The sequence below is a fragment of the Pseudomonas sp. 300 genome, assembly GCF_055803035.1.
On sequence record NZ_JAVLRV010000001.1, the window covers coordinates 354,022 to 368,952 of the forward strand.

12 protein-coding genes are annotated in these 14,931 nt (G+C 58.8%); 11 read left to right on the top strand and 1 reads right to left on the bottom strand.

Annotated features, from left to right (window positions below):
• Window positions 1-100 precede the first annotated feature (100 nt).
• From hutI to Q7W83_RS01710, 11 genes are all read left to right on the top strand, one after another.
• Window positions 101-1,306 carry an imidazolonepropionase gene (gene hutI / locus Q7W83_RS01660; RefSeq protein WP_150631779.1) on the top strand — a complete coding sequence of 402 codons (1,206 nt, stop codon included), beginning with the start codon at window positions 101-103 and terminating at the stop codon, window positions 1,304-1,306.
• Window positions 1,307-1,316: 10 nt separating this feature from the next.
• Window positions 1,317-2,120, top strand: a complete 804-nt coding sequence (gene hutG / locus Q7W83_RS01665) for an N-formylglutamate deformylase (RefSeq protein ID WP_150631778.1) — start codon at window positions 1,317-1,319, stop codon at window positions 2,118-2,120.
• A gap of 188 nt (window positions 2,121-2,308) precedes the next feature.
• Complete coding sequence (locus Q7W83_RS01670) at window positions 2,309-3,256, top strand: choline ABC transporter substrate-binding protein (RefSeq protein ID WP_473655595.1); 948 nt, start codon at window positions 2,309-2,311, stop codon at window positions 3,254-3,256.
• A complete protein-coding gene (locus Q7W83_RS01675; protein WP_150639721.1) occupies window positions 3,257-4,186 on the top strand; it encodes an alpha/beta hydrolase in 930 nt (309 codons plus the stop codon).
• A 104-nt stretch (window positions 4,187-4,290) separates the two neighbouring features.
• Window positions 4,291-5,262, top strand: coding sequence for a prolyl aminopeptidase (gene pip, locus Q7W83_RS01680; protein ID WP_150631775.1), 972 nt, complete (start codon window positions 4,291-4,293; stop codon window positions 5,260-5,262).
• Window positions 5,259-5,696, top strand: a complete 438-nt coding sequence (gene dtd / locus Q7W83_RS01685) for a D-aminoacyl-tRNA deacylase (protein WP_150639720.1) — start codon at window positions 5,259-5,261, stop codon at window positions 5,694-5,696. Before pip ends, dtd begins: the two co-directional genes overlap by 4 nt.
• Before the next feature lie 321 nt (window positions 5,697-6,017).
• A complete protein-coding gene (locus Q7W83_RS01690) occupies window positions 6,018-7,829 on the top strand; it encodes a glucan biosynthesis protein G (protein WP_150631773.1) in 1,812 nt (603 codons plus the stop codon).
• Window positions 7,822-10,392, top strand: coding sequence for a glucans biosynthesis glucosyltransferase MdoH (gene mdoH, locus Q7W83_RS01695; RefSeq protein ID WP_473655596.1), 2,571 nt, complete (start codon window positions 7,822-7,824; stop codon window positions 10,390-10,392). The genes Q7W83_RS01690 and mdoH overlap by 8 nt, the downstream gene beginning before the upstream one ends.
• A gap of 188 nt (window positions 10,393-10,580) precedes the next feature.
• The gene (locus tag Q7W83_RS01700) at window positions 10,581-11,378 is read left to right on the top strand and encodes a transporter substrate-binding domain-containing protein (RefSeq protein WP_150654286.1); all 798 of its coding nucleotides are present in this window, start codon (window positions 10,581-10,583) and stop codon (window positions 11,376-11,378) included.
• A gap of 131 nt (window positions 11,379-11,509) precedes the next feature.
• A complete protein-coding gene (locus tag Q7W83_RS01705; RefSeq protein WP_150631770.1) occupies window positions 11,510-12,469 on the top strand; it encodes an amino acid ABC transporter permease in 960 nt (319 codons plus the stop codon).
• Window positions 12,462-13,196, top strand: a complete 735-nt coding sequence (locus Q7W83_RS01710; RefSeq protein WP_008025241.1) for an amino acid ABC transporter ATP-binding protein — start codon at window positions 12,462-12,464, stop codon at window positions 13,194-13,196. The genes Q7W83_RS01705 and Q7W83_RS01710 overlap by 8 nt, the downstream gene beginning before the upstream one ends.
• A gap of 83 nt (window positions 13,197-13,279) precedes the next feature.
• On the opposite strand, the gene Q7W83_RS01715 is transcribed toward Q7W83_RS01710, so the two are convergent.
• Window positions 13,280-14,371 carry an RHS repeat-associated core domain-containing protein gene (locus Q7W83_RS01715; protein WP_473655597.1) on the bottom strand — a complete coding sequence of 364 codons (1,092 nt, stop codon included), beginning with the start codon at window positions 14,369-14,371 and terminating at the stop codon, window positions 13,280-13,282.
• Between the last annotated feature and the right edge of the window lie 560 nt (window positions 14,372-14,931).

Genomic DNA, 14,931 nt, shown 5'->3' on the forward strand with positions numbered 1-14,931 from the left:
GTACTCATCGCCAGCAGGCTGGCTCCCACAGTTGCATTGCGCATCCTTGTGGGAGCCAGCCTGCTGGCGATTCGATTTTGAACATTGTGGAGACTAAGGGATGAAAACTCTCTGGCAACACTGCCACGTCGCAACCATGGCGCAAGGCGTCTACTCGATCATCGAGGATGCGGCCATCGTGACGTCAGGTGCGCTCATTGAGTGGATCGGCCCTCGCGCTGAACTGCCGGCGGGTGAATACCCGGCCGTCAACGATTTGAACGGGGCCTGGGTTACGCCGGGCCTGATCGACTGCCACACCCATACGGTGTTCGGCGGTAACCGCAGCGGTGAATTCGAACAGCGCCTGCAAGGCGTCAGCTACGCGGAAATCGCCGCGGCCGGTGGCGGCATTGCCAGCACTGTGCGCGCAACCCGAGCGGCCAGCGAAGACGAGCTGTTCGCCAGCGCCGCCAAGCGTCTGAAAAGCCTGATGCGTGATGGCGTCACCAGCATCGAAATCAAATCCGGTTACGGCCTGGACTTGGCCAACGAACGCAAGATGCTGCGCGTCGCGCGCCGTCTCGGTGCCGAACTGCCGATCAGCGTGCGCAGCACCTGCCTGGCCGCTCATGCCTTGCCGCCGGAGTACGCGGATCGCGCCGACGCCTACATCGATCACATCTGCGCCGAGATGCTTCCGGCCCTGGCCGCCGAAGGGCTGGTGGATGCGGTGGACGCGTTCTGTGAATACCTGGCGTTCTCGCCGGCACAGGTCGAGCGCGTGTTCATTACTGCACAGGAACTCGGCTTGCCGGTGAAACTGCACGCCGAGCAATTGTCATCGCTGCACGGTTCGAGTCTGGCGGCGCGTTATCACGCACTGTCGGCCGACCACCTGGAGTTCATGACCGAAGAAGACGCCATCGCCATGGCCGCGTCCGGCACCGTCGCGGTGTTGCTGCCGGGGGCGTTCTACTTCCTGCGTGAAACCCAATTGCCGCCGATGGATGCCCTGCGCAAACACGGCGTAAAAATCGCCATCGCCAGCGACCTCAATCCCGGCACCTCGCCAGCGCTGTCGCTGCGCTTGATGCTGAACATGGCCTGCACCTGTTTCCGCATGACCCCGGAAGAAGCCCTGGCCGGTGCAACGATTCATGCTGCAGCCGCATTGGGCATGGCCGAAACGCACGGTTCGCTGGAAGTCGGCAAGGTCGCGGATTTCGTGGCTTGGCAAATCGATCGTCCCGCCGACCTGTCGTACTGGCTGGGCGGTGATCTGGAAAAACGCGTCGTGCGTCACGGCGTTGAAATGAGCGTTTAGGAGAACAGTTGTGGATAAGGTTCTGAACTTCAAACAAGGCCGCGTGCCGCTGCTGATCAGCATGCCCCACGCCGGCCTGCGCCTGACCCCGGCGGTCGAAGCCGGGTTGATTGCCGACGCGAAAAGTTTGCCGGACACTGACTGGCACATCCCGAAACTCTACGAATTCGCTGCCGAGCTGGGCGCCAGCACCCTGGCTGCCGAGTATTCGCGGTTTGTCATCGACCTGAACCGACCGTCCGACGACAAACCTTTGTATGCCGGCGCGACGACCGGTCTGTACCCGGCGACGCTGTTTGACGGTATTCCATTGTTCCGTGAGGGCATGGAGCCGTCGGCAGCGGAGCGCGCAACGTATCTGGAAAAGGTCTGGACGCCTTATCACAGCACGCTGCAGAGCGAATTGGCGCGCCTGAAAGCCGAGTTTGGCTACGCGCTGCTGTTCGATGCGCATTCGATCCGTTCGATCATTCCGCACCTGTTTGACGGCAAGCTGCCGGACTTCAACCTCGGCACCTTCAACGGCGCCAGTTGCGATCCACAGCTGGCGACTCAGCTGGAGGCGATCTGCGCCCGGCACACCGATTACAGCCATGTGCTGAACGGGCGCTTCAAGGGCGGCCACATCACCCGGCATTACGGCAACCCGGCGCAAAACATCCACGCCGTGCAACTGGAATTGGGCCAGTGCACGTATATGGAAGAGTTTGAGCCGTTCCGCTATCGCCCGGACCTGGCAGAGCCGACGCAAGTGGTGCTCAAGGAATTGCTGCAAGGGCTGCTGGCATGGGGCGAAAAGCACTACAAGCGCTAGAGCCTAGTGTATGACCCTGCTCGCTCCCACAGTTGGTGTTCGCCTCGATACTGGATTGAAACTGTCGCCACCGTGCAAAACACAGTCGCCACCGTTCGCTTTTACCCTCTCGACGCTGCGTAATGTTCTGGGCACGGTGCATCAAGACACCGGACCCATAATAATTCTGCCGCACGAGACCATCCCCCATGAAAAGACTGTTGACCCGCTGTCTCTCAATCCTCTGCGGCACCGCTCTTCTGAGCACCCCTGTTCTGGCCAGTGACGACGCTTCCTGCAAAGCCGTGCGCATGGGCGTGGTCAATTGGACCGACGTCATTGCCACCAGCGGCATGGCCGACGTGCTCCTCAACGGCCTTGGCTACGAAAGCAAGCAAACCAGCGCCGTGCAGCAAATCATCTTCGCAGGCATCCGCGACAAGCGCCTGGACATCTTCCTCGGTTACTGGAAACCGGCGATGGACAAGAACATCGCGCCGTTCCTTTCCGCCAATCAAGTGAAAGTCCTGGAAAAGCCGAGCCTGGCCGACGCCCAGGCGACCCTCGCCGTGCCGGAGTACGTGGCCGAGGCGGGCCTGAAAACCTTCTCCGACATCGCCAGATTCAAAGACAAGCTCGGCGGCAAAATCTACGGCATCGAGCCAGGCAGTGGCGCGAACACCACGATCAAAACCATGATCGAAACCAATCAGTTCGGCTTGAAGGATTTCAAACTGATCGAGTCCGGTGAGGCCGGCATGCTTGCCGCTGTGCAGCGGGCGGTGAATCGCAAAGAGTTCGTGGTATTCGTCGGCTGGACTCCACACCCGATGAACATCAACATGAAAATCGCCTACCTGACCGGCAGTGAAGATGTTTACGGGCCGAACGAAGGTGCGGCGACTGTCTCCACGGTGACGTCCCCGGACTACGCCGAGCGTTGCCCGAACGTGAACCGTTTGTTGGAAAACCTGACCTTCACCGCGGCTCAGGAAAGTCAGCTCATGGTGCCGATCATGGAGCGCAAGACGCCGCAGGATGTCGCCAGGCAATGGCTGCGTGATCATCCCGAGGATCTGCAGCGCTGGCTGGCCGGTGTCAGCAGTTTTGATGGCAAGGACGGTGTAGCCACCGTTCAGGCCAGTTTGAAACCTTAAATGAGTTCTTATCCTTTATCCGCGCCGATGACGGCTTTCGTCGAGAAAACCGTCAGCTTCAACGCCACCGACAGCAGCCTTGCCGGTCTGCGCCAGGCCTACGGCGAGATGTGCCGGGCGTTCACCCCGCCGCGTCCCGCCGGGTTGTATGTAGTGGATGTTGAGTTGGGTGGCGTGCCGGTGCGGTCGTATCAGCCAGCGGCTTCACCCCCGACCGACGAAAGCCCGTGCATTGTGTATCTGCATGGCGGCGGTTGGGTCGTGGGGGATCTGGACTCCCACGACTTCATCTGCGCCGAACTGGCGTCGACGCTCGGCGTGTTGGTGGTCGCGGTGGATTATCGTCTGGCGCCGGAGCACCCGTTTCCAGCGGCGTTCGATGACTGCCTGAAGGTCTGGCGAGCGCTGCGCTCCGGGCCGTTTCAGCTGGACCCCGCGCGTACGCTGGTGGCCGGCGACAGCGCGGGTGGCAATCTCGCCGCCGCGTTGTGCCTGGCACTGCGCGATGCGGGCGAACCACTGCCAGCGGCGCAAGTGCTGATCTATCCCGGCCTCGGTGGCGATCACCGTCTGCCTTCACGCAGCGAATGCAGCGACGCTCCTCTGCTCAGCAGCAGTGACCTGGATTGTTATCACGCCTTGTATCTGCGCGGCACCCGAACGCCTGGCGCTTATGCCATGCCGTTGCTCGCCGGGGATTTGCGCGGATTACCGCCAGCGTGGATCGCGGTGGCGCAATTTGACCCGTTGCGTGATGACGGCGTGCTGTACGCCGAGCGCCTGAACGCTGCAGGCATCGCTGCGACGCTTTATTACGGGGAAGGGCTGGTTCACGGCTGCCTGCGGGCTCGGGGTCAGGTTGAGGAGGTCGATGTCCTCTACGAAACGCTGCTCGGCTTTCTGGCAAAAAAACTGGCGGCAAAACTCTGACTCTGCATGGGCATGCTCATTGACGTAAATCGGGTTTATGATGCCCAACGGCAGAATAATAGAAGTCCCCCCAGGGATGACCTCGACCCCTTACGGAGCGCGCAATGCAGACTTTGTACCCGCAGATCAAACCCCACGCCCGGCACGATCTGGCTGTCGATGAAACCCACACCCTGTATGTCGACGAAAGCGGTTCACCGCAAGGTTTGCCGGTGGTGTTCATCCACGGCGGCCCTGGTGCCGGGTGTGATGCACAGAGTCGCTGCTTTTTTGATCCGAACCTGTACCGAATCGTCACCTTCGATCAGCGCGGTTGCGGTCGTTCCACCCCCCACGCCAGCCTGGAAAACAACACCACCTGGGATCTGGTCGCCGATCTTGAGCGGATTCGCCAACACCTGGGCATCGATAAATGGGTGCTGTTTGGTGGCTCGTGGGGCTCGACCCTTGCGCTGGCCTACGCGCAAACCCATCCGGAGCGTGTGCACGGTCTGATCCTGCGCGGGATTTTTCTCTGCCGTCCGCAGGAAATCGAGTGGTTCTATCAGGCGGGCGCGAGTCGTCTGTTCCCTGATTACTGGCAGGACTACATCGCGCCGATCCCGCTGGATGAGCGCGAAGACTTGCTCAGCGCTTTCCACAAGCGTCTGACCGGCAACGATCAGATCGCCCAGATGCACGCGGCCAAAGCCTGGTCTACCTGGGAAGGCCGGACCGCGACCTTGCGTCCGAACCCGTTGGTGGTCGATCGTTTCTCCGAGCCGCAACGTGCGTTGTCCATCGCTCGGATCGAATGTCACTACTTCACCAACAATGCGTTCCTTGAGCCGAATCAGCTGATCCGCGACATGGGCAAGATTGCCCATTTGCCGGGCGTGATCGTTCACGGTCGCTACGATGTGATTTGCCCATTGGATAACGCCTGGGAGCTTCATCAGAACTGGCCGAACAGTGAATTGCAGGTTATCCGTGATGCCGGGCATGCCGCCTCCGAACCGGGCATTACCGATGCCTTGGTGCGCGCCGCCGATCAGATGGCCCGGCGCCTGCTCGACTTGTCCCCTGAAGAAGCATGAAGGGCCTGTTGCAACGCGTGCGTGGTGCGCGCGTCGAGGTAGCGGGGGAGGTGGTCGGTGCCGTCGACCAGGGGTTGCTGGTACTGGTTGCGGTCGAGCCCGAGGACACCCGGGCCAGCGCCGACAAACTTCTGCATAAGCTGCTTAACTATCGTGTGTTCAGTGACGCCGAGGGCAAGATGAATCTGTCCCTGGCGGATGTCGGAGGCGGGTTGCTGCTGGTCTCTCAGTTCACCCTGGCCGCCGACACCAAAAGCGGGTTGCGCCCGAGTTTTTCGACCGCCGCCCCCCCGGCTCTTGGCGAGGAACTTTTCGACTATCTATTAAGCAAGGCGAAACAGGTGCATGGCACTGTGGCATCAGGTAGATTCGGCGCGGATATGCAGGTGCACCTGGTCAATGATGGCCCGGTAACCTTCCTGTTACAGACCTGAAAGCGCTTGAAACATGTTTTTTAGCCCATTTCGACTGAAAACAGGGGTTTTTCGCGATAAATACTTTGTTACCCCTGATGCGTTGTAACGCGGCCTACTAGATAATCGCGCGCTACGGGGATCAGCGTTCGTTGGTCCGTTTTGACTTAGGTAGAGACTTGTCCTGGACCTGTTGGGGAATCATTTGGCCCCATAGGAGTCGGAACAATGCTCGCCAACTTGGCAAGAGTGGTTTGTAGGGGCGGGTTTTTCATGCCGTCTACCTCACAGGCCCTTTAACTGGCCGTTGGTTTTTTGATCTGTTTTCGGCGAGGGTTGCTCGTGATTGTTAGTCCCTGTATTGCACCAAAATTGTCTGCCAAACGGCTACGAAGCGCTCTGGTAGCGGGCTCTGCCCTGCTTTGCCTGCTCAGCGCCGGCCAGCTTTGGGCATTCAGTCTGGATGATGTGTCGGCCAAGGCAAAAGAGCTGGCCGGGCAGAAATACGAAGCCCCGCGCAGTAACTTGCCGAACGAATTCCGCGAGATGAAATTCGCGGACTATCAAAAAATTCGTTTCCTGACCGAAAAAGCCGAATGGGCCGATCAGAAAACCCCGTTCAAGCTTTCGTTCTATCACCAGGGTATGCATTTCGATACGCCGGTGAAAATCAACGAAATCACGGCCAACACCGTCGAAGAGATCAAGTACGACCCGACGCGCTTCGATTTCGGCGACCTGAAATTCGATCCTAAAGCCACTGAGCAACTGGGTTATGCCGGTTTCCGTGTGTTGTACCCGATCAACAAGGCCGACAAGCAAGACGAAATCATGACCATGCTCGGCGCGAGTTACTTCCGCGTTGTCGGCAAGGGGCACACGTATGGCTTGTCCGCTCGCGGCATGGCGATCGATACCGCGTTGCCGTCCGGCGAAGAATTCCCGCGTTTCCGTGAGTTCTGGATTCAACAGCCGAAGCCGGGCGACAAGCACCTGGTGATCTTCGCGCTGCTGGATTCGCCACGCGCCACCGGTGCCTATCGCCTGACCCTGCGTCCGGGCAGCGACACCGTTGTCGACGTCAAGGCTCAGATGTTCCTGCGTGACAAGGTCACCAAGCTTGGCGTTGCGCCGCTGACCAGCATGTTCCTGTTCGGCGCCAACCAGCCATCGAAAGTGCTGAACTACCGCCGCGAATTGCACGACTCCAGCGGCCTGTCGATCCATGCCGGCAACGGCGAGTGGATCTGGCGCCCGCTGAACAACCCGAAACACCTGGCGGTGAGCAACTTCTCGATCGAGAACCCGCGCGGTTTCGGCTTGCTGCAACGTGGCCGTGACTTCAGCCACTACGAAGACCTCGACGACCGCTACGACAAGCGCCCAAGTGCCTGGATCGAGCCTAAAGGCGATTGGGGCAAGGGTTCTGTCGACCTGGTCGAAATTCCGACTGCCGACGAAACCAACGACAACATCGTTGCCTTCTGGAGCCCGGAAAAACTGCCTGAGCCTGGTCAGCCGCTGGAATTCGGCTACCGCATGCACTGGACCATGGACGAAGCGTCGATTCACGCACCGGACAGCGCCTGGGTCAAACAGACCTTGCGCTCCACCGGCGACGTCAAACAGTCCAACCTGATTCGTCAGCCGGACGGCAGCGTTGCCTATCTGGTGGACTTCGAAGGCCCGTCCCTGGCGGCATTGCCGTCCGATGCTGACGTTCGCAGCCAGGTCAGCGTTGGCGACAATGCCGAACTGGTCGAAAACAGCGTGCGCTACAACCCTGAAACCAAGGGCTGGCGCCTGACCCTGCGCATGAAGATCAAGGACCCGAGCAAAGCCACCGAGATGCGTGCTGCGCTGGTCCAGAACATTCTGCCTGCCGACCTGGCCAAGTCATCCGTGCCAGCGTCCAGCAATGCTGTGGCCAAGGCCGACAAGGTTGCCGCCAGACAACAAGAAAAAGCAGACAAGGAAGCCAAGCAAGCCGAAGCCAAGCAGGCCGAAGCCAAACCAGTCGCAGATGCCAAGGAGGCCAACAAAGACGCCAAGCAGCCTGCTGCTGCGGACGCGGCCCTAGCCACACCGGAATCGGCCGCGACTGAAGAAGTCCTGACCGAGACCTGGAGCTACCAGTTGCCTGCCGATGAGTAATTCTCAAGTACAGCCAGAGACGCTTGCCGAGTATCTGGCGCATTTACCGATGACCGACGAGCAGCGCGCGGAACTCGCAGGCTGCCAGTCCTTCAGCGAGCTGCACCAGCGCCTGTCGTCCTCGACGTTCGACGCACCGACCGAGGCTGCTCAAGCCTCGGTGGGCCGTCGTTTGACCCTGAACTCCGCTGAAGAGCTGGAAGACGCGGAAATGCTGGTGCTCGACGCCAGTGGTCGGGTTTGCCTCAAGGCCACTCCGCCGATCCGCCGGACCAAAGTCGTGCCGGAGCCGTGGCGCACCAACATTCTGGTGCGTGGCTGGCGGCGTCTGACCGGTCGCACCAATCCGCCGGCCCCGCCGAAAGACGAGAACGTGCTGCCGGCGGCTCGCTGGCGCACCGTAGGTTCGATCCGCCGTTACATCCTGCTGGTACTGATGCTCGGTCAGACCATCGTTGCCGGCTGGTACATGAAAGGCATCATGCCCTACCAGGGCTGGTCGTTCGTCGACCTGAACGAAGTTCTGCATCAATCGATCCTGCAGACCGTCACGCAAGTGCTGCCGTATGCGTTGCAAACCAGCATCCTGATTCTGTTCGGGATCCTGTTCTGCTGGGTGTCGGCCGGGTTCTGGACGGCACTGATGGGCTTCCTTGAGTTGCTCACCGGTCACGACAAATACCGCATCTCCGGTAAAAGTGCCGGCAACGAGCCGATCGCCAAGGATGCGCGCACCGCACTGGTGATGCCGATCTGCAACGAAGACGTACCGCGGGTGTTTGCCGGTTTGCGCGCGACGTTCGAGTCGGTGGCGGCCACGGGTGACCTGGATCGTTTCGACTTTTTCGTCCTCAGCGACAGTAACGATGCCGATATCTGCGTTGCCGAGCAGCAGGCCTGGCTGGATGTCTGCCGCGAAGCCGGTGGCTTCGGCAAGATTTTCTATCGCCGCCGTCGACGTCGGGTCAAACGCAAAAGCGGTAACCTTGACGACTTTTGCCGTCGTTGGGGCGGTGACTACAAGTACATGGTCGTGCTCGATGCTGACTCGGTGATGAGCGGCGAGTGCCTGACCAGTCTGGTGCGCTTGATGGAAGCCACGCCGGACGCCGGGATCATCCAGACCGCGCCGCGTGCGTCGGGCATGGACACGCTGTATGCGCGCATGCAGCAGTTCGCGACCCGTGTGTACGGTCCGCTGTTCACCGCCGGTCTGCACTTCTGGCAGTTGGGCGAATCCCACTACTGGGGCCACAACGCAATCATCCGCATGAAACCGTTCATCGAGCACTGCGCCTTGGCGCCGTTGCCCGGTAAAGGCGCGTTCGCCGGTGCGATTCTGTCCCACGACTTCGTCGAAGCCGCGCTGATGCGCCGTGCCGGTTGGGGCGTGTGGATTGCCTACGACTTGCCGGGCAGCTACGAAGAATTGCCGCCGAACCTGCTGGACGAACTCAAGCGTGACCGTCGCTGGTGCCACGGCAACCTGATGAACTTCCGCCTGTTCCTGGTCAAGGGCATGCACCCGGTGCACCGTGCAGTGTTCCTGACCGGCGTGATGTCTTATTTGTCGGCGCCGTTATGGTTCTTCTTCCTCGTGCTGTCGACGGCGCTGCTGGCGGTCAACACGCTGATGGAGCCGCAGTACTTCCTTGAACCGCGCCAGCTCTATCCGCTGTGGCCACAATGGCACCCGGACAAGGCGATCGCGTTGTTCTCGACCACCATTGTGCTGCTGTTCCTGCCGAAGCTGTTGAGCATCATCCTGATCTGGGCCAAGGGTGCGAAAGAGTTCGGCGGCAAGTTCAAGGTGACCTTGTCGATGCTGCTGGAGATGTTGTTCTCCATGTTGCTGGCGCCAGTGCGGATGATTTTCCACACCCGTTTCGTGCTCGCTGCATTCCTGGGCTGGGCCGCGACCTGGAACTCGCCGCAACGTGACGACGACTCCACGCCGTGGAGCGAAGCGGTCAAGCGCCACGGTCCGCAAACCCTGCTGGGCTTCTTCTGGGCCCTTTTGGTGATTTGGCTGAACCCGAGCTTCCTCTGGTGGCTGGTGCCGATCGTCGGTTCGTTGATGCTGTCGATCCCGGTTTCCGTGATCTCCAGCCGTGTCGGCCTGGGCCTGAAGTCCCGTGACGAGAGCCTGTTCCTGATCCCTGAGGAATACAATCCGCCGCAGGCGCTGCTGGCAACTGACCAGTACACCCATGAAAACCGCTATCACGCACTGAAAGACGGCTTCATCCGGTCGGTGGTCGATCCACAGCAGAACGCCCTGGCATGCTCGCTGGCGACGTCGCGTCACGGTCAGGCCGAGCCCATCGAGTGGCTGCGGATCGAGCGGGTTCGCCATGCATTGAAAGTGGGGCCTGACGGTCTGACCAACAATGAGCGTGTGCAACTGCTGAGCGATCCGGTGGCACTCGCTCGTTTGCATGAGCAGGTCTGGGGTGAAGGTCATCCCGAATGGCTGGAAGCCTGGCGCAAATCGGTGAAATCCGATCCCCATGCGCCATTGCTGCCGCTCAAGCCACTGAGCGCGCAACCGCAGTTGGCATAACTAAAGAACCCCGCGAAAGCGGGGTTTTTTTTATCTCATCGTAGCCAAACACTTGTGCAAACGAGCGAGTGCGTTAGCATCCGTCCCCGAATTGGTGCGCCCGGATAATTTTTGTCCATATCGATGCGTTCCCTGAGGGGAGCCGCCGTTTGCGCGCCTCATAACGCAATGGGTTTGGGGACATGATGATGAAGAAGTATCTCTCGATGCTGCTGGTCGGCGTCACGACATTGGTTGCAGTCAGTACGGCGCAGGCCGGTGCCATCGATGACGCGGTCAAGCGCGGCACGCTGAAAGTCGGCATGGACCCGACCTACATGCCGTTTGAAATGACCAACAAGCGCGGTGAGATCATCGGCTTCGAAGTCGACATCCTCAAAGCCATGACCAAGGCCATGGGCGTCAAACTGGAGCTGGTATCCACCGGTTACGACGGCATTATCCCGGCCCTGCTCACCGACAAGTTCGACATGATCGGCAGCGGCATGACCCTGACCCAGGAACGCAACCTGCGCCTGAACTTCAGCGAACCGTTCATTGTGGTCGGCCAGACCCTGCTGATTCGCAAGGAGTTGGAAGGCACCATCAAGTCCTACAAAGACCTGAACACCGCTGACTACCGCATCACCTCCAAGCTCGGCACCACCGGCGAGATGGTTGCCAAAAAGCTGATCTCCAAAGCCAAGTACCACGGCTACGACAACGAGCAGGAAGCCGTGCTCGACGTGGTCAACGGCAAGGCCGACGCCTTCATCTACGACGCGCCATACAACGTCGTGGCAGTGAACAAGGTCGGCAACGGCAAACTGGTGTTCCTCGACAAGCCGTTCACCTACGAACCGCTGGCCTTTGGTCTGAAGAAAGGTGACTACGACAGCATCAACTTCATCAACAACTTCCTGCACCAGATCCACGAAGACGGCACCTACGATCGCATCCATGACAAGTGGTTCAAAGACACCGCTTGGCAGAAGGATATGGAATAAGCGTCGGTCAGACTGACCGTGCCGCGCCCATCGCCAGCAGGCTAGCTCCCACACTGAAATGCGTTTCCCCTGTGGGAGCCAGCCTGCTGGCGATGACGGCCTTCAAGGCAACACACATTCCGGAACCCGCAATGAAGCAGAAAAAAGCCCAATGGCCCTGGCACGCGTTGACCGTGCTGGTGCTGATCGGCCTGGCCGGCGCGTTGTATTACGCCACCTCGCTGATGTCTTACGAATGGCGCTGGAACCGCGTGCCGCAGTACTTCGCGTACCACGCTGAAGAATCCCAGCGCGCCGCCGACATTTCGACTGTCAGCGAGCTGGTGCGCAAAGGCGACAAGGCTGAAGTTACTTTGCGCAACGACGCGGGTGACGAGCAACGCGTGACCGTCGACGACAACAGCCTGCAAGTCGCCCAAGGCGATGATGTGGCTGAAGGCGACGTGATCGGTGTGACTCGTCATTGGGCTGCCGGACCGCTGATGTGGGGTCTTTGGACCACCTTGTGGCTGTCCGTGGTGTCGGGCGTACTCGGCCTGCTGATCGGCCTCGCTACGGGTTTGTGCCGTTTGTCGAACAACCCGACCCTGCGCGACCTCTCGACGATATACGTCGAATTGGTGCGCGGTACGCCGTTGCTGGTGCAGATTTTCATTTTCTACTTCTTCATCGGCACCGTTATGAACCTGTCCCGGGAGTTCGCCGGGATCGCCGCACTGTCGCTGTTCACGGGCGCCTATGTGGCGGAAATCATCCGCTCCGGCGTGCAGTCGATCGCCCGTGGCCAAAACGAAGCGGCGCGCTCCCTGGGTTTGAGCGCCGGTCAGTCGATGCGCCACGTGGTGCTGCCGCAAGCGCTCAAACGCGTACTGCCGCCGCTCGCCGGGCAATTCATCAGCCTGGTCAAAGACACCTCGCTGGTGTCGGTGATCGCGATTACCGAACTGCTGAAAAGTGGTCGCGAAGTCATCACCACCTCGTTTTCGCCATTCGAAATCCTGTTCTGCGTGGCCGGCCTGTATTTGTTGATCAACCTGCCGCTGTCGAAAATCGCCAGCCGGCTTGAGCGGAGGCTCGCGCAAAGTGATTGAAGTCCGCGATCTGGTAAAAGTCTTCGACACCCGCGGCCATGTGGTGCGCGCGGTGGATAACGTCTCCACCCAGGTGGCGAAGGGTGAAGTATTGGTCGTGATCGGTCCGTCCGGCTCCGGAAAGTCGACCTTCCTGCGCTGCCTCAATGGCCTGGAAGAGTTTGACTCGGGCTCGGTGAGCATCGATGGGCTGCAACTGGCCGACCCGAAAACCGACGTAAACGCTTACCGCCGTGAAGTCGGCATGGTGTTCCAGCATTTCAACCTGTTCCCGCACATGACCGTGCTGGAAAACCTCTGCCTCGCCCAGAAAGTCGTGCGCAAACGTGGCAAGAAGGAGCGTGAAGCCAAGGCCTTGGCGTTGCTGGAAAAGGTTGGCATTGCACAGAAGGCCAACGAGTTTCCGTCACGCCTGTCCGGTGGTCAGCAACAGCGCGTGGCGATTGCACGGGCATTGGCGATGGAACCCAAGGTCATGTTGTTCGACGAACCGACTTCGGCGCTTGATCCGGAAATGGTCGGTGAAGTGCTGGATGTGATGAAGACATTGGCCGTGGAAGGCATGACCATGGTCTGCGTGACCCACGAGATGGGCTTTGCGCGGGAAGTGGCGGATCGAGTGCTGTTCTTCGATCACGGCAAATTGCTGGAAGACGCCTCGCCCGCCGAGTTCTTCGATGCGCCGAAGGATCCACGGGCGCAGGCGTTCTTGCGACAGGTGCTGTAAGACCCCCGTTGTATTCGTGATCTTGGGTCGGAGAAAGGACTCTTCTTACGCTGAGACGTGATTGCGTACGCCCACTAAGCGTTTCAGCGGCTATTTCTCCGGATTAGGGTGGAGTCTTGCACCACACTCTGCTCACGTCTGAAATCTCCCCGATCAAATCCTATCTTCAGATCGAATTTCTGCAGGTTTGAGGTTCGTGGAGGAGGTTCGAAAACAGTAGGTACTACAACATCCTGACTGGACCTGGCAGAAACTGTCGGAGGGTTACTGGCAGTACCACCAAAGCCAGGACGCATATTGGGGAGTGAGTTTGATCGATTCCGGGGCACGATTGATTTTGGAATTGGAGGTAGTTGAGCTCGTTTGTTGAGCAGTAAACCGAAGCCACTTAAAAAACCAACCGCCGCCATTGTCACCAAAGCTATCAAGAGGGGGTCATTGACCGGTGAATCAGGATGATGCTCCTCCACCCGGTTCAACACCAAATAAGTCACCGACCCAGCGAAAGCGCTGACCGCTACCCCCGCCTTGGCGGCAAGCTTGAATTGGGGGCGAGCGACGAACGGAATCTTACGTGCCAGCGTTTTGGGGACAATAAATGGAAGTACATAGCCTCCGACAAAATCCATGGCCCCATTCGCGAACCAAAGTAATCCGTGCGCGATTCTCCCCGTGGGATCCGTACGATTAATAGGATCTCCCAGACAATACGCATAGCAATTCAACCCGCCATTCCCAAAAGGGCTCAATCTGTCGGGACTGTTGAAGTGCATGAGTAACGGATTGAACGCTCGGTGCCCATTCCCCAGTATGTAATGTTCGGTTAACGAGTCGGGACGTTCGCCATTGAATCCCAGAAGGCTGGGGCACTCACCTTCAACCGCACGGTGACCATAAGGCGTATAGGCCGATTGACTGTCGGTAGTACGCAGGACCGAGCGCTGCATATCAGTCATCACCAACGACGCATGCCGGGCACCCCCGGTTTCCAGTTCTGCCAGCAATACATCCTGGTATTGAAAAATCTGTCTCTGCGCCGCGCCTCGAGTTTCCGTAACGACTCGGTCTTTCAGATAGAAGCGATCCAGCCTGTCCTGCCCGGCCGGCTGACGACTGACCAAGCGATCAAGAGCATCGTAGTGGTAGGAAACCAGTGAAGCAGCAGCGCGATCCATTGATGATTCTCGAACGTCAGAGCGTGGGTTCAGACTCTACTCCTTCGAAAATTATTGCTACTAGCAGAACTGATAGTCCGGGTCATACCACATGCATTCTGTGGTGGCCTTTTTCGGCTTTGGCTGCCCGCGAGCGCGTAGAAATTTGCTTGATAAAACGGAGGTGGCCAAATTTAGAGGGGGGTAGTAGTCGATGATGACTAATTCTGCTGAAAAACCTCATGCAAATTGTTTCGCAGAAAACGCAACACAATGCGTCTGAGGTGAAGTGGGTGCGACCAATCTCGAAACTAATTCAATGCGCCTGATCCGCAATATGTCCTGGATAAGTGGTCTTTTGAAAAGTAGCGTGACAATAAGCCACTTGAAACCAGTTTGATGGTTTGCGTGGCTCTATGAAAAGGGTAGTGTCGAAACAACTAATTACGTTTGAGTGGTTTAGTTAAAGTGTTTTGGAAATATTTAGTCAGGCTTAACTGACTGGCATCAACTTTACAGACTGTTTATTGATTATTAGGATTCAAGGGGTGGATCTGGTTAACTATTTTATAAATGCGAAC